A 16,915-nucleotide genomic window follows, 5' to 3' on the forward strand; every position below is an offset into this window, starting at 1 on the left:
GCCGCATGGTGCACCGATCGCACAGCTGATCGCCACCATAGACGGGATAGTCGCTAAACACCGGCAGATCGACACACGGAAACGCCTGGACGCTATCGAAGCGATTGCGCTCCCCTTTCAGCGCACCTACCGTTAGCTCCATCACATTCTCGGAGGACCAGAACATGCCTGTTGGACCCGTCGACGCGTCGATCACGCCCCGCTACGCCGGGCCCGCGACGTTCGCCCGGCTGCCCCGCCTCGATCAGGTGACGTGCGCCGACGTCGTCGTCGCCGGCATCCCGTTCGATTCCGGGGTGTCCTACCGGCCCGGCGCCCGGTTCGGCCCCACGCACGTCCGTGAGGCGTCGCGGCTGCTGCGGCCCTACAACCCGGCCATGGACGTGTCGCCGTTCGAGCTGGTGCAGGTCGCCGACGCGGGCGACATCGCGGTGAACCCCTTCAACATCGACGAGGCGATCGAAACCATCGAGGGCGCCGCCGCCGAGCTGACCGCCGACAACACCAAGCTGGTGACGATCGGCGGCGACCACACCATCGCGCTGCCGCTGCTGCGGGCGGCCGCCGCCAAGCACGGTCCCGTCGCGCTGGTGCACTTCGACGCGCACCTCGACACGTGGGACACGTATTTCGGTGCCGCGTACACCCACGGCACTCCGTTCCGCCGGGCGGTGGAGGAGGGCATCGTCGACACCGAGGCGCTCTCGCATGTCGGCACCCGTGGCCCGCTGTACGGCAAGAAGGACCTCGAGGACGACCGCCGCTTCGGTTTCGGCATCGTCACCTCGTCCGACGTCTACTACCAGGGCGTGCGGGAGGTCGTCGACAAGCTGCGCACCCGGGTGGGGTCGCGGCCGGTGTACGTGTCGATCGACATCGACGTGCTCGACCCCGCGCACGCGCCGGGGACGGGGACGCCCGAGGCCGGCGGCATGACCAGCCGCGAGCTGCTCGAGATCCTGCGCGGCTTCCGCGGACTGAACCTGGTGGGTGCCGACGTCGTCGAGGTGGCGCCGGCCTACGACCACGCGGAGATCACCGGGGTGGCCGCCTCGCACGTCGCCTACGACCTGGTGTCGTTGCTGGCGCTGGGCGCCGAGGACTGACCCGGTGCGGTAGGGTGGTGTCACGTCGGCCGGTTTTCTTGCGGCCGACGCGTCGTGAAACGCAAGCCATCGACAGTGGCGCCGGCTTCGCAGCCTGGCCGCCCCGCCTGATGGCCCGTGGACCAACACAGCTCGTGTCACGGCGATCGAAGGTGCCCACCGGCACTCTCGCCACCCCTGTGTTGAGGTACCGCGCGTGACACATCGCCGGCTCAGCACACTGATGCCTGGAAGGCACTCGACAGTTGAACAGCACCAAGACCTTCGCCGATCTCGGCGTTTCCCAACCCTTGATCGACGCGCTCACCGCGCGGGGAATCAGCTCTCCCTTCCCGATCCAGCAGGAGACCCTGCCCGACACCCTGGCCGGCCGTGACGTGCTCGGCCGGGGCAAGACCGGCAGCGGTAAGACGCTCGCCTTCTCGATTCCGCTGGTCAGCCGGCTCGCCGGCCGCAAGCGCCGTCCGTCGCATCCGTCCGGTCTCATCCTGGCGCCCACCCGCGAACTGGCGACCCAGATCTCGGCAGCCCTCGCGCCGCTGGCCGCTGTGAACAACCTCACGGTGACCACCATTTTCGGCGGTGTCTCCCAGCACCGGCAGGTGCAGGCACTGCGCGCGGGCGCCGACATCGTCGTCGCCTGCCCGGGCCGGCTCGAGGACCTGATGAAGCAGAAGCTGGTCAGCCTCGACAATGTGGCCGTCACCGTCATCGACGAGGCCGACCACATGGCCGATCTGGGCTTCCTGCCCGGCGTCACCCGCATCCTGGCCGCCACCCCGGCCGATGGTCAGCGGCTGCTGTTCTCCGCGACGCTGGACAACGGTGTGGACAAGCTGGTGAAGCGCTTCCTGCGCAACGAGGTGCTGCACTCGGTGGACAGCCCGGAGTCGCACGTTCCCGCGATGACCCACCACGTCTTCCACGTCGCCGGCCCGCAGGACAAGAAGGATCTCGTGCACCGGCTCGCCTCGGGCACCGGTCGGCGAATCCTGTTCATGCGCACCAAGCATCACGCCCGCAAGATGGCCAAGCAGCTCACCGATGCCGGTATCCCCTCAGTTGATCTGCACGGCAACCTTTCTCAGCCCGCACGCGACCGCAACCTGGCCGCGTTCAGCTCCGGTCAGGTCCGGGTGCTCGTCGCGACCGACATCGCCGCGCGCGGGGTGCATGTCGACGACATCGAGCTCGTGGTGCACATCGACCCGCCCGCCGAGCACAAGGCGTACCTGCACCGGTCGGGCCGCACGGCACGCGCCGGCAGCGCCGGCGATGTGGTGACCGTGGTCCTGCCCGAACAGCGCAGGGAGACACAAGCTTTGCTGCGCCGGGCCGGAATTCAGGTGGCCCCGCAGCAGGTGACCGCGAACTCTGACGCAGTGAGCAAGGTCGCCGGTGAGGTGGCGCCTTACCGGGCGCCTGAGCCTCGCGTTGTCGCCGCTCCGGCACCGCGGCCTTCAACACCGCGCCGGTCGGCCGGTTCGTCCGGATCCTCGCGGCGGCGTTCGCGTCGCCCGGCGGGTGCCGGCGGGCGGTCGTACCAGCGCTAGGCGCTGGTCTCGTGGTGCGGGTCGGCCACCGGTTTCGATTCCGGTGACCCGCGCTGCCGCAGGAAGATCGACAGCCCGACGATCGCGGCGACGGCGACGAACTCGCTCTGCCAGTTCTGCATCGACTCGAACCAGAACTGGGATGTGGTGACGTAGCGCCACACCGAGATCGCCGCCTCGCCGTGCTGGCGGCCCTCGTCGTTGTAGGCGGCGACGCCACCCACGGCGTGCAGCGCCCACGATGCGAAGAACAGTGCGAAGAACGCGATCGCCAGCGAGTACTCGTAGACGGTCAGCACCGCGCCGCCGTGGCGCACCGGCCACGGCGTCTTCGGTGTGATCGGGACCGTGTGCGGGTCGCGGTCCTGCGGCGCGTCGCTCTCCATCGGCTTGGACTCCGACGAACCGCGCTGGAACAGGAATGCCGTGAGCACGACGTACATGCCCATCTGCAGGAATTCCGATTCCCAGTTCTCGAACGTGGCCTCGACGAAATCCCCGGTCCGCAGGTAGCCGACCACCGACACCGTGTCCGTTGAACCGTGTTCGCGTTCTTCGGCGTTGTGGGCGGCCGTGCCAGACACCACCATGCTGGCGAAGAACACCGCGAACAGCCCCAGACAGGCCAGCAACAGACCGTTATCGCGGACCCAGCCCCGGCGTGCGTGCGTCACCTCTCCAGTATCGCCCCGTCGGCCGAATGTGCGGGTGCTCAGGCCTTGGAGTGCTCGGCCCGGAACGACACGGCGACCTCGTCGGCCACCTTCATCGCGCCCATCATCAGCGAGTACGGCTTGACCCCGAAGTCTTTGTGGCTGACCACCGCGTCGCAGGCCATCCGCCAGGTCTCCCCCAGGTCCTCGACACGCAGATCCACCGACCGGGGCCGGGAGCGGCCGTGGATCTCCAGCGTGCCGGACAGCCGGTAGCCGCCGTCGACGGCCGTCACCTCGTCGCTGGAGAAGCGGATCTGCGGATACCGCTTGGCGTCAAGGCTTTTCAACGCGTTGGAGCGGGCCAGTGCCTTCTCCACACCGGTCAGCCCTTTGACCCCGCCGTCGCCCCGCAGGACTTCGAGGGAGTCGACGTCGACGGTCAGCTCCACCGCGGACGGCTCGTCGCCCGACCACGTCACCGTCGCATGCCAGGCCGTCATCGCGATCGTCAGCCGGTGCCCCATCGCGGCGGCCGGGCCGGTGACCCCGGTGGTCAGCAGGAGTTCTCCGTGCGAGGGGTCCAGGGTCCACGCGGAGGCTGCCATCGCACGAATGTAGCCGTGTCAGTCGACGGGCGGATAGGGCAGTCCGAACTCGTCGGCCAGCAGGCTCTGCACGATGATCATCGCCGCCTGTGAACCCGAGGCGATCGCCCCGGCGATGTGCGGCTGCTGGGTGCACACGTCGCCGGCGGCGAAGACGCCGTGCGCGCTGGTGCGGTGGATGGTGTCGACGGCGAGCGGTTCGGTGCCCAGCGGCCCCGGGGTGCACGTCGCCCCCAGTTCGGCGGCCAGCGGAGAGCGCTGCCGCACGGGAGCCTCCACCAGCAGACCCTGCCGCGTCAGCCGGGTTCCGTCGGCGAACGCGATCTCGGTCAGTGCGCCGTCGGCGCCGATCAATCCGACCACCCGGCGATCGTCGACCTCGACGCCGGAGGCCTGCAGCACCCGGCGGTCGTCGAGGCTCAGCTCCGAGCGCCCGTCGGTCAGCAGCACCACGTCGTCGGTCCAGCCGCGCAGCATCAACGCCATGTGGACGCCCTGACTGCCCGAGGCCAGTGCCGCCAGGGGCTTGTCGCGCATCTCCCAGCCGTGACAGAAGGGGCACTGGAACACCGATCGGCCCCACAGCTCTTCCAGTCCGGGCAGCGACGGCGGGCAGTAGGCCATCCCCGACGCCAGCAGCACCCGCTTCGCCGAGATCGTGGCGCCGTCGGCGAGATCGAGCAGATAGCCGTTGTCGACGGCACGGCCGCGCGTCACCTCGGCGCGCCGATACTCGACGCTGGGATAGGCCGCCAGCTCGGCCCGCCCGGTCGCGTACAGGGCGTCGGGTGGCCGCTGATCGAAGCCGAGCAGCCCGCCGATCGCGGGTGCTGCCCGGTTGCTGGGGTCGTCGGCGTCGACGACGATCGTCGTGCGCCTGGCCCGGCCCAGCACCAGCGCCCCGCTCAACCCGGCGGCGCCACCGCCGATGACCGCACATTCCCATTCCACGGGGCCCTGATTCCCGCTCTGCGCGTGATTACGCCTGCGCAGGGGAGCGCTTCAGCCGATGTGACGCAATCACTAGCACGGCGGTCGACGCCATGAGCCACACGGCGAGCACCACATACGGGCCGGACCGCTGATGATCGGGGAAGTAGGTCGCCGAGTGGATCGCCGAGACGGCCGCGCCGCTGGGCAGCGCGTGGTTGAGGAAGGAGAACGGCTGTGGCAGCAGCGTCGCCGACACCGCGCCGCCCGAGGAGGTGTTGCCGAGCAGGATGAACACCAGCCAGGTCGGGATGATCGCCCAGCGGTGGATCATCACCAGCATCGCCGAGTTGAACATCGCGGCGACGCCGATCTGCGCGGACACCAGCGCCCACAGCACCGGGAACGGCGTGCTCAACGCGCCGAGCACCGGGCCGGCGACGGCGGCCAGGGTCGCCCCGCCGACCACCGCCAGCACCGCGAGGCAGCCCAGCCAGCGGCCCAGCGTCAACGTCTTGACGTTGGCGCGCAGCTGGAACATGGTCACGAACCCGAGGATCGTCGCGGCGATGATGAGGTAGAACGTCGCCAGCCCGGCGGGGTCGGCGGCGGGCAGCGGGTGCAGGTCGACGATCGTCAGCGCGAGCTGCCCCGAGGCCGCCTGGTCGATCTGGGTCAGGACGCGCGCCGACGACGGGTCGCTGGCACTGGAGATCAGCAGCTCGGGCGGGACGGCGGTGGTGTCGATGACCGCGGTGATCTCCTGCTCGCCCACCGCCTGCACCGCCGCGGCGCGGGTCGGATAGCGATGAGGCTCGAATTCTTGGGAGCGCTGCTGCATTTCGGCGAGCAGTTGCGGCGACGCGTCCCCCACGACGCCCACCGGAAGGTGGCGCGGGACCGGTCGGCCCAGCGCGATCGTGTAGGCGGCGACGAACGACGCGCCGAGCACCAGCGCGATACCGAGCACGGCGGCGACCTTGCGCAGTTCCAGCGGGATCGCCCGCAGGCGTGCCCTCACGCCGACGACGTCTGCCGCTGCGCGATCCGTTCCCGTTGGGGCACGACAACGTATTTCGGATCCTTCGTCGACGCGACGCCCGCCTCGAACACCCCGAACCGCTGCAGCGCACTGCCTGCGAGCAGCGCCGCCCCCGACGCCGCGACCGCCCACCGGCGGTTACCCGAAACCACGGCACCGAGGGCGCCGCCGACGGTCAAGATCTCCGACCACCGGCGCAGTGTGTGCGGCCGCCCGGTCGTGTAGGCCTCCCCGGCCAGTCCCAGCCGCTGCTCCATGGCGCGGGACGCGGCGACCTCCAGCGCCGCGCCGGCGACCGCCATCCGGCGGGCAGGCCCGCTCTGCGACACCGGTGCGGCGAGCATGCCCAGCCCGGCGCCGCTGGCCGCCGCCGACCCGGTGAAGACGAACGGCAGGTACGGGTGCGCCTCATGCCACGCCGGAACGGCTGTCTGCGACAACAACACTGCGGTGTAGGAAGCCACACCCGGTGCCACCGCGGCCGCCTCCAGCCCGGCCGGGCGCGCCGCCCAGGTCAGCAGTCGGCCCAGCCGGGAACGCCGCATTCGCCGCGGCATCAGTTCGGCGAGTGCCGCCACACCCGCGCCGGGGCCGTAGCCGCCGAGGATCCAGGTGCCCATGCTCATCGGCGAACTCGGCTTGGCCACCCGCAGCATGTGGTGGAACCGCTCGGGCCGGCCGAGATCGCCGATCAGGAAGTACATGCTGGCTAGCAGGCTCGCCAGCGCACCGAGGCGGGAGACGCGGCGCAGTTCGGTCCGCCCGGTCAGGTCGGCGCCGGCGGCCAGCATCGCCGACCCGGCCGAGAGGCCGCCGGAGAACAGGTACGCGGCGATCATCCAGTTCCACACCGGTGTCTTGAGGATCTGCCGGCCGTAGTAGGAGCGGAAGTCGGCCGGCGGCATCGCCATGTCCTCGCGCCCGCCGCGGCGGTGCCGGGTCTGCGCGTTGTGGTCCGATGCGCCTGTGTCGCTGAGCTTCTCGCGCATCAGGTGCGCTTCCCGACGAACGCCGACACCGCGATACCCACCAGCGCCGAGGCCGCCATTCCCGCGTACCGCCACATCGCGCCGGCGTCGCGGGTCGGCACCACCGGGTCGGGCGGCAGCCCGTACACCTCGGGGTCGTCGAGCAGCAGGAAGAACGCGCCGTCGCCGCCGACGCCGTCGTTCGGATCCTCGCCGTAGAGCCGCGCTTCGGTGACGCCGCGCTCGTGCAGCGCCTCGACCCGCTGCGCCGCCCGCTCCCGCAATTCGTCGAGGACGCCGAACTGGATGGAGTCCGTCGGGCATGCCTTGGCGCACGCCGGTTCGAGCCCATCGTGCAGCCGGTCGTAGCACAGCGTGCACTTCCACGCCCGGCCGTCGCCCTCGCGCCGCTCGATCACGCCGTACGGGCAGCCGGACACGCAGTATCCGCAGCCGTTGCAGATGTCCTGCTGCACTACGACAGTGGAGTACTCGGTGCGGAACAGCGCACCCGTGGGGCACACGTCCAGGCACCCGGCGTGGGTGCAGTGCTTGCAGACATCCGACGCCATCAGCCACCGGAAGTCGGGTAGCTCCCCCACCATCTCGATGGTCTTCTCGGTGATCTCGGGCATGCCCAGGTCGATCGGCTCGCGGCCCGGCTGCTCGATGAACGCCACGTGCCGCCAGGAGTTCGCGCCCAGGTTGCCGGTGTTGTCGAACGACATGCCGAGCAGGTTGAACCCGTCCCCCTCGCCCGAGACGGGCAAGTCGTTCCACTCCTTGCACGCCACCTCGCAGGCCTTGCAGCCGATGCACACCGACGTGTCGGTGAAGAAGCCCACCCGCGGCGGGTGCTCGTCGTAGCCCGCGTCGCCCGCCGGGTCGTGCAGCGGACCGTAGAAGCTGTTGCCACTCATGGCGTGTCCTCCGTGTGGTCGGGCGAGCGGTGGGTGGTGTCCAGATCGGTGCCGGTGGCCTTGGTGATGCCCGCCCGTTCGCGGTAGCCGGCGATGTAGGCCAGCAACTCGGGTCCGCGCGGGCGCCGGCCCGGCCGGATGTCGCACGTCGCGACCTTGCTCTCCTGGATGAACACGTTCGGGTCGACGACCACCCCGAGCAGGTCGTTGACCACGTCGCCGTCGATCAATCCCGAACTGCCCCAGTGGTAGGGCATCCACACCTGGTGCACCACGTGGTCGTCGATGCGCAGCGGCCGCATCCGTTCGGTGACGAAGACGCGCGCGTCGACTGCCGCGCGGCTGGTCACCACGTGCGCCCACTCCATGTGCTTCAGCCCGCGTTCGGCGGCCAGCGCCGCGGACACCTCGACGAACAGCCCGGGCTGCAGCTCGGCCAGGTACGGCAGCTGCCGGCTCATGCCGCCCGCCGTGTGGTGCTCGGTCAGCCGGGCCGCGGTGAACACGAACGGGAACACCTCGCCGTGCGCGTCCGGCCACGACGGGTTCGACGGATTGTCTTCTCGCCCATACACTTTGCGCGCCGGGTTGCCCTGCTGCTGGTACAGCGGATTGCGCACCGGCGACTCGTGCGGCTCGTAGTGGGTGGGCAGCGGACCGTCGAGCACGCCGTTGGGCGCGAACAGCCAGGCCTTGCCGTCGGCCTGCATCACGAACGGGTCGTCACCGCGCAGCGCCTCGACCCCGACGGCGTCGTCGGCCGGCCGGTAGTTCGGCGGCTTGTTCTTCTCGAAATCCGGTGTGTCGTAACCAGTCCACTCGCCCTTCTGGTCATCCCACCACACCAGCTTCTTGCGCTCACTCCACGGCCGGCCGGCCGGATCGGCCGACGCCCGGTTGTAGAGCACCCGGCGGTTCAGTGGCCACGTCCAGCCCCACTCGTTGTCGTAGGGCCCCTGCTCGGTGTGGGGCTTGCGGCGCGCTGCCTGGTTCACCTCGTCGGCGTACACGCCGCTGTAGATCCAGCAGCCGCACATCGTCGAACCGTCGGCCTTGAGTTCGGTGTAGCCGCTCACCGCCCGGCCGGTGGTGAGGTCGATGCCGCTGATCCGGCGCAGCACGTCGGCACCGTCGGGTTCGTCGCCGTCCATCCGGTAGTCCCACGCCAGGTCGAGAAGCGGGCGGTCCCGCTCATCCGTTGAGCCGGCCAGCTTTTCGCGCAGGATCCGGCCGAGGTGGTAGAAGAACCACAGCTCCGAGCGCGCGTCACCCGGCGGTTCGACGGCCTTCTCCCGCCACTGCAGCATCCGCTGGGTCTGGGTGAAAGTGCCCGCCTTCTCCACGTGCGAGGCCGCCGGGAACAGGAACACCTCGGTGCGGCACGTCTCGGGGGCTATCTCGCCGGTCTCGATCTCCGGCCCGTCCTTCCAGAACGTGGCGCTCTCGATCTCGACGAGGTCGCGCACCACCAGCCAGTCGAGGTTGGCCATGCCGAGCCGCTGCAGCTTGCCGTGCGCCGACCCGACCGCTGGGTTCTGGCCGAGCAGGAAGTAACCGAACACCTTGCCGTCGACCATGTCCATCACCGTGCGGTAGGTGCCGTGGTCGCCGTTGATGCGCGGCATGTAGTCGAAGCAGAAGTCGTTCTCGGGGGTGGCCGCGTCACCCCAGTACTCCTTGAGCAGCGACACCATGTAGGTATCGGCGTTGTGCCAGAAGCCTTTTTGGTTGCGGCTCTTGATCGAGTCGAGATAGTCGGCCAGCGTCTCCTGCCCGGCCCTGGGCATCGCGAGATACCCGGGCAGCAGGTTGAACAGCGTCGGCACGTCGGTGGAGCCCTGGATGCTGGCGTGCCCGCGCAGCGCGAACACCCCGCCCCCGGGACGGCCGATGTTGCCAAGCAGCAGCTGGATGATCGCGCCCGCCCGGATGTACTGCGCGCCCAGCGTGTGCTGGGTCCAGCCGACGCTGTACACCAAGGCGGCCGTCTTGTCCCGGCCCGACGCCGAGGTCCACCGGCGCGCCACGTCGAGGAACTGCTCGGCGGGCACCCCGCAGACCCGCTCGACCATCTCGGGGGTGTAGCGGGCGTAGTGCCGTTTGAGGATCTGGTACACACAGCGCGGGTCCTGCAGCGTCGGGTCGCTCGGGATGTCGGCCGCACCCTGGATCGGGGCGCCGCCGGAGCCCTGCTGGTCTGGTGACGCGTGTTCCTTGGCGGTCGCCCCGCCGCCCTCGGCGTCGGTGTTCTGGTACTGCCACGTCTCCGGGTCGTACGACGCGGTCGCCTCGTCGTAGCCCGAGAACAGGCCGCCGAGATCCTCGGCGTCCTGATAGTTCTCGTCGACCAGGAACGAGGCGTTGGTGTAGGCGGTGACGTACTCCCGGAATTCGAGTTCGTTGGACAGGATGTAGTTGATCACCCCGCCGAGGAACGCGATGTCACTACCCGCGCGCAGCGGCACGTGGCGGTCGGCCAGCGCACTCGTGCGGGTGAACCGCGGGTCGATGTGCACCACCTGCGTGCCGCGTGACTTCGCCTCCATCACCCACTGGAAGCCGACGGGATGAGCCTCGGCCATGTTCGAGCCCATGATGACGATGAAGTCGGAGTTGACGAGGTCCTGCTGGTAGTCCGTCGCCCCGCCGCGACCGAAGGAGGCTCCCAGACCGGGAACCGTTGCGCTGTGTCAAATACGCGCCTGGTTCTCGATCTGCAGGGCGCCCAGGGCGGTGAACAGCTTCTTGATCAGGTAGTTCTCTTCGTTGTCCAGCGTCGCCCCGCCCAGGCTGGCCAGCCCCATCGTGCGGCGCAGCGTGTTGCGGTCCTTGTCGAACTGCTGCCAGCCCTTCTCGCGGGCGTCGAGCACGCGGTCGGCGACCATGTCCATCGCCGTCTCGAGGTCCAGGTCCTGCCATTCGGTGGCGTACGGCGCGCGGTAGCGGATCGTCGTCAGCCGCTGCGGACCGGTCACCAGCTGCTTGCTGGCCGAGCCCTTGGGGCACAGCCTGCCGCGGGAGATGGGGCTGTCCGGGTTGCCCTCGATCTGGACGACCTTCTCGTCCTTGACGTACACCTTCTGTGCGCAGCCGACGGCGCAGAACGGGCACACCGAATGCGCGACGTGGTCGGCCTCGGCGGTGCGCGGGGTCAGTGTGAGCGAGCGCCGGGACTGGGCGGCCTTGCCGCGGCCCAGCTTGTCGTCACCGGTGAGCTGCCGGTACACCGGCCACGACTGGAACAGTCCCTTGAGGTCCACCCGTCACCCCTTTCCGGCTCCGATCCAACCGTCGGCGTCGCGCATTGGCAACCCGGCATACCCGCTAACGGCCCGGTCAACCGCACAACCTCAGGTACAAAGGGTGCATGCTCGAGATCAGCCTGATGACCTGGGGTGTGACGATCGGTCTGATCGTCGCGCTGCTCGCGGTGGACCTGATCCTGGCCGCGGTGCGCCCGCACCGCGTCGGTTTCCGCGAGGCCACCATCTGGTCGGTGTTCTACATCGCGGTCGCCATCGGGTTCGGCGTGTGGTTCATGGCCACCTACGGCACCGACTTCGGCACGCAGTACTTCGCCGGCTACATCGTCGAGAAGAGCCTGTCCGTCGACAACCTGTTCGTCTTCGTGATCATCATGGCGACGTTCGCGGTGCCCGAGGAGCATCAGCACAAGGTGCTGACCTTCGGGATCATCCTGGCGCTGATCATGCGCGCGATCTTCATCGCGATCGGCGCGACGCTGATCTCGATGTTCTCGTTCATGTTCCTGATCTTCGGGGCGCTGCTGATCTACACCGCCATCCAGCTGTTCCGGCATCGCAACGAGGACCCCGACGTCGAGAACAACATCATGATCCGGGCGACCCGACGGTTCGTGCCCATCAGCAACGAGTACGACGGCGGGAAGCTGTTCACCCACCGCGACGGCCGCCGGATGGCCACTCCGCTGCTGGCCGTGCTGATCGCGATCGGCAGCGTGGACCTGCTGTTCGCCCTGGACTCGATACCCGCGGTGTTCGGTGTGACCTCGGAGCCGTACATCGTGTTCACCGCCAACGCGTTCGCGCTGCTCGGGTTGCGGGCGCTGTTCTTCCTCGTCAAGGGCCTGCTGGACCGGCTCGTCTACCTGTCGACGGGGCTGTCGATCATCCTGGCGTTCATCGGCGTCAAGCTGATACTGCACTGGGCCCACGAGGACATCGACAAGCGGGTGCCCAAGGTGAACACGTATCTCAGTCTGGTCGTGATCCTGGTGATCCTCGTGGTCGTCACGGTCGCCAGCCTGATCAAGACCCGTAAGGACCCCAGCGCCAAGGCCCATCCCGGCTCGCTGCGCGCGACCCGCAAGGACCCCTCGGTCACCGAGCCAGGAAGCGCGACCCGTCGGGACGGCGCCGGGTGACACCGCGCGCGTCGAGCGCCTCGAGCAGGGGGATGGCGACGCGCCGGGTGGTGCCCAGCGCGCGTTTGGCTTCCGCGACAGTGAACGGCTGCGTCACGTCGGCCAGCGTCGCGGCCGCGCAGTCGTAGACGTCGGGCCCGAGCACCACGCCGTCGGCGATCCGCACCAGCCGGCCCGCCCGCACCGCCGCCGCGAGTTCCTTGGGTCCCAGTCGCAGTTCGGTCAGTGCGTCCGCCTCGGGCGCCCGGAACGGTGCGGCCGCCAGCCGGTCCTCCAGCGTCCGTACCGCCTTCTCGACGCGGTCGGGCAGCGACATCCCGGGCCGGCGGATACGCCCGTCGGCCACCTCGAGCCCGGTGCCGGCTGCCAGCGCCGACACCAATTCGAGCGCGGGCAGGCCCAATTCGCGGCGCAGCTCCTCCGCCGGCATGCCCGCGGCGATGTCGTTGCCCTCCGACCACCGCTGCACCGCCGCGGCCATCAGCTCGCGCCGCTGCGCCCACCACGCCTGATCGACCACCCACTCCCCCACCCGATCACCGACGGCGTCGAAACCCATGGCGCGCCGATCTTTCCAGCGTGCGCACACCGGCGGCCGAACCCGGCCGGTCGCGAGCTCGGCGGCACGGGCGCGGGCGTCGCCGCGGCGGCGCAACGCCGGCGGCGCCACGTCCAGCACCTCGACGCCCGCCGCGATGCGGTGTTCGCCGGGGTCGCGCAACAACCCGATGTCGCCGACCCGCAACGGCAGCGGCCGCGACAACCGCAGCCGCGCGCCGGATTCACCGAGCGGACGGACGTGGACCGGCACGCCGGTGGATCCGATGTGCAGCACCAGCCGTTCGTGCAGTTTTCCGCCTGCCCGCAGCGCGACGTCGATTTCCGCGGTGTCCCGCCACGCGCCCGGTGTGCGGATCGTGTCGCCACGCGCGATGCCGTGATGGTCGACGCCGCGCAGGTTCACCGCGACGCGGGCCACCGCGGCGACCTCGGTCCGGTCGCGGCCCAGGGACTGCACGCCGCGCACGGTGACGCGCCGCCCGTCGTGCAGCAGGTCGTCGCCGACGCGGATCGTGCCGGCCGCCAGCGTCCCCGTCACGACGGTGCCCGCGCCGCGCACGGTGAACGACCGGTCCACCCACAGCCGCACGTCGGCGTCGTGGTCCGGCACCGGTATCCGGTCGGTCAGGGCCACGAGTTCGGTTCGCACAGAATCGGTTTCGGTACCGAGCACGATCGGGGCGTCGGGCAGCCGGTCACGCACCTGCGCGATGGCGGGGCCGGGGTCGGCGAGGTCGGCCTTGCTGATCACGACGAGCAGGTTCCGGACGCCGAGCGCCTGCAGCGCGGCCAGGTGCTCCTCGGACTGGGGCATCCAGCCCTCGGTCGCGGCGACGACGAACACGACCGCCGGAACAGGGCCGACGCCCGCGAGCATGTTGCCGACGAACCGCTCATGCCCGGGCACGTCGACGAAGGCGATCTCGCGGCCGCCGATGGTGGTCCACGCGAAGCCGAGGTCGATGGTCAGGCCGCGGCGCTGCTCTTCGGCGAGCCGGTCGGGCCACATACCGGTGAGCCGGTGCACGAGTGTGGATTTGCCGTGATCGACGTGGCCTGCGGTGGCTACGACGTACATGTCGGCTCCGCCGACGGGGACGCACACGCACGCACCGCCTCGAGCAGCGCCGCGTCGTCCTCGGGGGCGACGGTGCGCAGGTCGAGCAGGCAGCGGCCGTCCTCGATGCGCCCGACTACCGCGTGGGCCCCTGTGCGCAGCGCGGCCGCGTAGTGCTCGGGCAGACTGATTGCAACGCTGGGCAATTCGACGTCAGGCGCGCCTCCGCCACCGACGGCCGCGACGCAGTCGACCACCTCGGCACCGGGCAGCTGCGCGGCCAGCGCCGCGGCCCGGGCACGCAGCGTGTCCACGTCGGCGCTCAGCGCCTGCGCGACGGGCGTGGGCGGCCCGGCCAGCGTGGCCTCCAGCGCGGCCAAGGTCATCTTGTCCACACGCAGCGCGCGGGCCGCAGGGTGGCGGCGCAGCCGGTCGATCAGCTCGGTCGAGCCGAACAGCAGCCCGGCCTGCGGGCCGCCGAGCAGCTTGTCCCCGCTGGCGGTGACGAGGTCAGCGCCGTGGCGCAGCACGGTGGTGGCGTCGGGCTCGTCGGGCAGCAGCGGGTGCGGGCTCAGCAGTCCCGAGCCGATGTCGACCACCAGCGGGGAGTCGAGCGTGGCGAGGTCGCGCACCGGCACCGTCGAGGTGAACCCGCTGACGTGGTAGTTCGACGGGTGCACCTTGAGCACGAAGCCGGTGTCGGGCCCGATCGCGTCGGCGTAGTCGCGCAGGTGCGTGCGGTTGGTGGTGCCGACCTCGCGGATCCGTGCGCCCGTCGACGTCATCAACTCGGGCAGCCGGAAGCCGTCGCCGATCTCGATCAGCTCGCCGCGGCTGACGATCATCTCCTTGCCGGGCGCGAGCGTCATCGCGGCCAGCAGCAGCGCGGCGGCGTTGTTGTTGACCACGTGCACGCCCTGCGCGGCGGGCACGGCGGCCGCCAGCGCGGCCAGCGCGCCGCGGCCGCGGCGGGCCCGGCGTCCGGTCGCGAGGTCGAACTCCACGTCGGTGGCGCCGCTGGCGGTGGTCACCGCGTCGATCGCGGCCTGCGACAGCGGCGCGCGGCCCAGGTTGGTGTGCACGACGACGCCGGTGGCGTTGATGACGGGCCGCAGCGTCGCGGCGCTTCGCGGTAACGCTGCGACGGCGTGGTCGGCGACCTGCTCGGGGTCGATCTCGCCGTCGCGCGCCCGCTGCTGCGCGTCGGCGACCACGGACTTGACCAGCGCACGCCCCAGCGCCCGGGTGGCCTCGACCAGTCGCGGGTCGGCGAGCACCGCGTCGGTGCGCGGCACCCGCCTGCGGGGGTCACTTCCCATGGCGATTTCGGCGTGGTTGTCTGCGCTCAGCGTCGATAACCACGCCGAAATCGAAGGGGAAGTGGCGGAGGCGGACGGGAATCGAACCCGCCAGCGACAGGAACTGCCACTCAGCGATTTTGAAGATCGGGCCGGTCACCAGACCGGATACGCCTCCCTGAGCCACCCGTCCATCATGGCAGGGCAGCATGGAGGTCGTGACTTCGCAACAGACCTACCGGCTCACCCAGTTCGCCCACGGCGGCGGCTGCGCCTGCAAGATCCCCCCTGGCGAGCTCGAAGAGGTGGTCCGCGGGCTGACGCACGCCGCGCCGGTGAATCCGGTCGGGGAGCTGCTGGTCGGTATCGAGGACGGCGACGACGCCGCCGCGGTGCGCATCGAGGGCGGAATCGCGCTGATCGCGACGACGGACTTCTTCACCCCGGTGGTGGACGACGCCTATGACTGGGGCCGGATCGCCGCGACCAATGCGCTCTCAGATGTGTACGCGATGGGCGGCAGGCCGGTCGTCGCGGTGAACCTGTTGGGCTGGCCGCGTGCGGTGCTGCCGTTCGAGCTGGCGGCCGAGGCCCTGCGCGGCGGGATGGACGTCTGTGTGCAGGCGGGTTGCCACCTGGCCGGCGGGCACAGCGTCGACGATCCGGAGCCGAAGTACGGCCTGGCGGTGACGGGCATCGCCGATCCGGACCGGCTGCTGCGCAACGACGCGGGCCGCCCCGGTGTGCCGCTGTCGCTGACCAAGCCGCTGGGCATCGGGGTGCTCAACAGCCGCCACAAGAACACCGGCGAGCGCTTCGAGGAGGCGATCGCGGTGATGACCACGCTGAACGCCCCGGCATCGGCCGCCGCACTCGAGGCCGGTGTCGAATGCGCCACGGATATCACGGGTTTCGGTCTGCTCGGACATCTGCACAAGCTGGCCCGCGCCAGCGGGGTGACCGCGGTCGTCGATGCGGCGGCTGTGCCCTACCTCGACGGGGCACGCGAGGCGCTGCGCGACGGGTACGTCAGCGGCGGCACCCGGCGCAACCTGGACTGGGTGAGACCGCACGTCGACCTGTCGGTCGGTGAGGGCGAGGCGCTGCTACTCGCCGACGCGCAGACCTCGGGCGGGCTGCTGATCGCCGGAGAGATCCCGGGTGCCCCGGTGATCGGGGAACTGATCCCACGCACCGAGCACACGATCATCGTCCGCTGACGCCCAAGGCATGCAGTACCGAGTCGACCACCCGGTCGAGGAAGGCTGTGCCGGTGTGCTCCCGGCGCCCGCAGAGCCGCCAGAACACCGGTGCGGCAATGAGATCCAGTACGTACTCGCTGTCCACGTCTGACGAGACTTCGCCGCGAGCGATCGCGGCGTCGATCACCGCCTGCCCGTAGCCACGGCGGGCGGCACCAAGGCGGTCGGTGAGGGCGGTCGCCAGGTCGGGATTGCGCATCGCCTCGGCGAGCAAGTCGGGCAGGATCCGCGACATCCGCGCGTCAGTCAGCCAGTCGTCGACGCCGGCCACCAGGGTCGCGACGTCGGCGGTCAGGTCACCCGAGGGGGTCGTCGCCGCCATCGGCACGCTGAGCCCGGTCACGACGTCCAGCACCATCTCCTGCTTCGACGGCCACCGGCGGTACAGCGCGGCCTTGCCGGCGCGAGCGCGGCGCGCGACCCCGTCCATCGAGAGCCTGCCGAACCCCACGTCAGCGAGCTCGTCGAGCACCGCCTCCACGATTCCGTCGGTCACCTGCGCACGCAGGTTCGCTTTCGTCACCATGGTGGGAATAGTATCCGAGGCGGAAC

At 70.2% G+C, this 16,915-nt stretch carries 14 protein-coding genes and 1 tRNA gene; 4 read left to right on the plus strand and 11 right to left on the minus strand.

Annotated features, from left to right (window positions below; translation table 11 throughout):
* Positions 1-164 precede the first annotated feature (164 nt).
* Positions 165-1,106, plus strand: coding sequence for an agmatinase (gene speB, locus G6N45_RS27335; protein ID WP_163727392.1), 942 nt, complete (start codon positions 165-167; stop codon positions 1,104-1,106).
* 245 nt (positions 1,107-1,351) lie between these two features.
* Complete coding sequence (locus G6N45_RS27340) at positions 1,352-2,659, plus strand: DEAD/DEAH box helicase (protein WP_163727396.1); 1,308 nt, start codon at positions 1,352-1,354, stop codon at positions 2,657-2,659.
* Here G6N45_RS27340 and G6N45_RS27345 read toward each other — a convergent pair.
* From G6N45_RS27345 to fdh, 7 genes are read right to left on the minus strand one after another with little or no spacing between them, the layout of a single operon-like run.
* Positions 2,656-3,333 carry a DUF6766 family protein gene (locus G6N45_RS27345; protein ID WP_163727399.1) on the minus strand — a complete coding sequence of 226 codons (678 nt, stop codon included), beginning with the start codon at positions 3,331-3,333 and terminating at the stop codon, positions 2,656-2,658. The two genes, G6N45_RS27340 and G6N45_RS27345, sit on opposite strands and share 4 nt — an antisense overlap.
* Before the next feature lie 38 nt (positions 3,334-3,371).
* Positions 3,372-3,920 carry a YceI family protein gene (locus G6N45_RS27350; RefSeq protein ID WP_163727402.1) on the minus strand — a complete coding sequence of 183 codons (549 nt, stop codon included), beginning with the start codon at positions 3,918-3,920 and terminating at the stop codon, positions 3,372-3,374.
* A gap of 18 nt (positions 3,921-3,938) precedes the next feature.
* On the minus strand, positions 3,939-4,871 hold the full coding sequence (locus G6N45_RS27355) for an NAD(P)/FAD-dependent oxidoreductase (RefSeq protein WP_163727406.1): 933 nt from the start codon (positions 4,869-4,871) through the stop codon (positions 3,939-3,941).
* Positions 4,872-4,899: 28 nt separating this feature from the next.
* Positions 4,900-5,871: a DUF3533 domain-containing protein gene (locus G6N45_RS27360; protein ID WP_246228810.1), complete on the minus strand. Its 972-nt coding sequence runs from the start codon at positions 5,869-5,871 to the stop codon at positions 4,900-4,902.
* Positions 5,868-6,881: an NrfD/PsrC family molybdoenzyme membrane anchor subunit gene (gene nrfD, locus G6N45_RS27365; protein WP_163727410.1), complete on the minus strand. Its 1,014-nt coding sequence runs from the start codon at positions 6,879-6,881 to the stop codon at positions 5,868-5,870. The genes G6N45_RS27360 and nrfD overlap by 4 nt, the downstream gene beginning before the upstream one ends.
* Positions 6,881-7,780, minus strand: a complete 900-nt coding sequence (locus tag G6N45_RS27370; protein ID WP_163727413.1) for a 4Fe-4S dicluster domain-containing protein — start codon at positions 7,778-7,780, stop codon at positions 6,881-6,883. The genes nrfD and G6N45_RS27370 overlap by 1 nt, the downstream gene beginning before the upstream one ends.
* Entirely contained in the window at positions 7,777-11,040 is a 3,264-nt protein-coding gene (gene fdh, locus G6N45_RS27375; RefSeq protein ID WP_220100588.1) for a formate dehydrogenase, read from the minus strand. Before fdh ends, G6N45_RS27370 begins: the two co-directional genes overlap by 4 nt.
* A gap of 107 nt (positions 11,041-11,147) precedes the next feature.
* Here fdh and G6N45_RS27385 point away from each other — a divergent pair, with 107 nt between their 5' ends.
* The gene (locus G6N45_RS27385) at positions 11,148-12,185 is read left to right on the plus strand and encodes a TerC family protein (RefSeq protein WP_163727419.1); all 1,038 of its coding nucleotides are present in this window, start codon (positions 11,148-11,150) and stop codon (positions 12,183-12,185) included.
* On the opposite strand, the gene G6N45_RS27390 is transcribed toward G6N45_RS27385, so the two are convergent.
* The 3 genes from G6N45_RS27390 to G6N45_RS27400 form a co-directional block, all read right to left on the minus strand.
* A complete protein-coding gene (locus G6N45_RS27390) occupies positions 12,142-13,824 on the minus strand; it encodes a selenocysteine-specific translation elongation factor (protein ID WP_163727423.1) in 1,683 nt (560 codons plus the stop codon). The two genes, G6N45_RS27385 and G6N45_RS27390, sit on opposite strands and share 44 nt — an antisense overlap.
* Positions 13,812-15,122, minus strand: coding sequence for an L-seryl-tRNA(Sec) selenium transferase (gene selA, locus G6N45_RS27395; RefSeq protein ID WP_163727427.1), 1,311 nt, complete (start codon positions 15,120-15,122; stop codon positions 13,812-13,814). The genes G6N45_RS27390 and selA overlap by 13 nt, the downstream gene beginning before the upstream one ends.
* Before the next feature lie 62 nt (positions 15,123-15,184).
* Positions 15,185-15,279, minus strand: a tRNA-Sec gene (locus G6N45_RS27400).
* Positions 15,280-15,310: 31 nt separating this feature from the next.
* On the opposite strand from G6N45_RS27400, the gene selD reads away from it, so the two are divergent.
* Positions 15,311-16,321 carry a selenide, water dikinase SelD gene (gene selD / locus G6N45_RS27405; RefSeq protein WP_163727430.1) on the plus strand — a complete coding sequence of 337 codons (1,011 nt, stop codon included), beginning with the start codon at positions 15,311-15,313 and terminating at the stop codon, positions 16,319-16,321.
* On the opposite strand, the gene G6N45_RS27410 is transcribed toward selD, so the two are convergent.
* On the minus strand, positions 16,308-16,889 hold the full coding sequence (locus G6N45_RS27410) for a TetR-like C-terminal domain-containing protein (protein WP_163727433.1): 582 nt from the start codon (positions 16,887-16,889) through the stop codon (positions 16,308-16,310). The genes selD and G6N45_RS27410 overlap by 14 nt on opposite strands.
* Between the last annotated feature and the right edge of the window lie 26 nt (positions 16,890-16,915).

The organism is Mycolicibacterium psychrotolerans, from assembly GCF_010729305.1.
In the GTDB taxonomy this organism is placed as follows: domain Bacteria; phylum Actinomycetota; class Actinomycetes; order Mycobacteriales; family Mycobacteriaceae; genus Mycobacterium; species Mycobacterium psychrotolerans.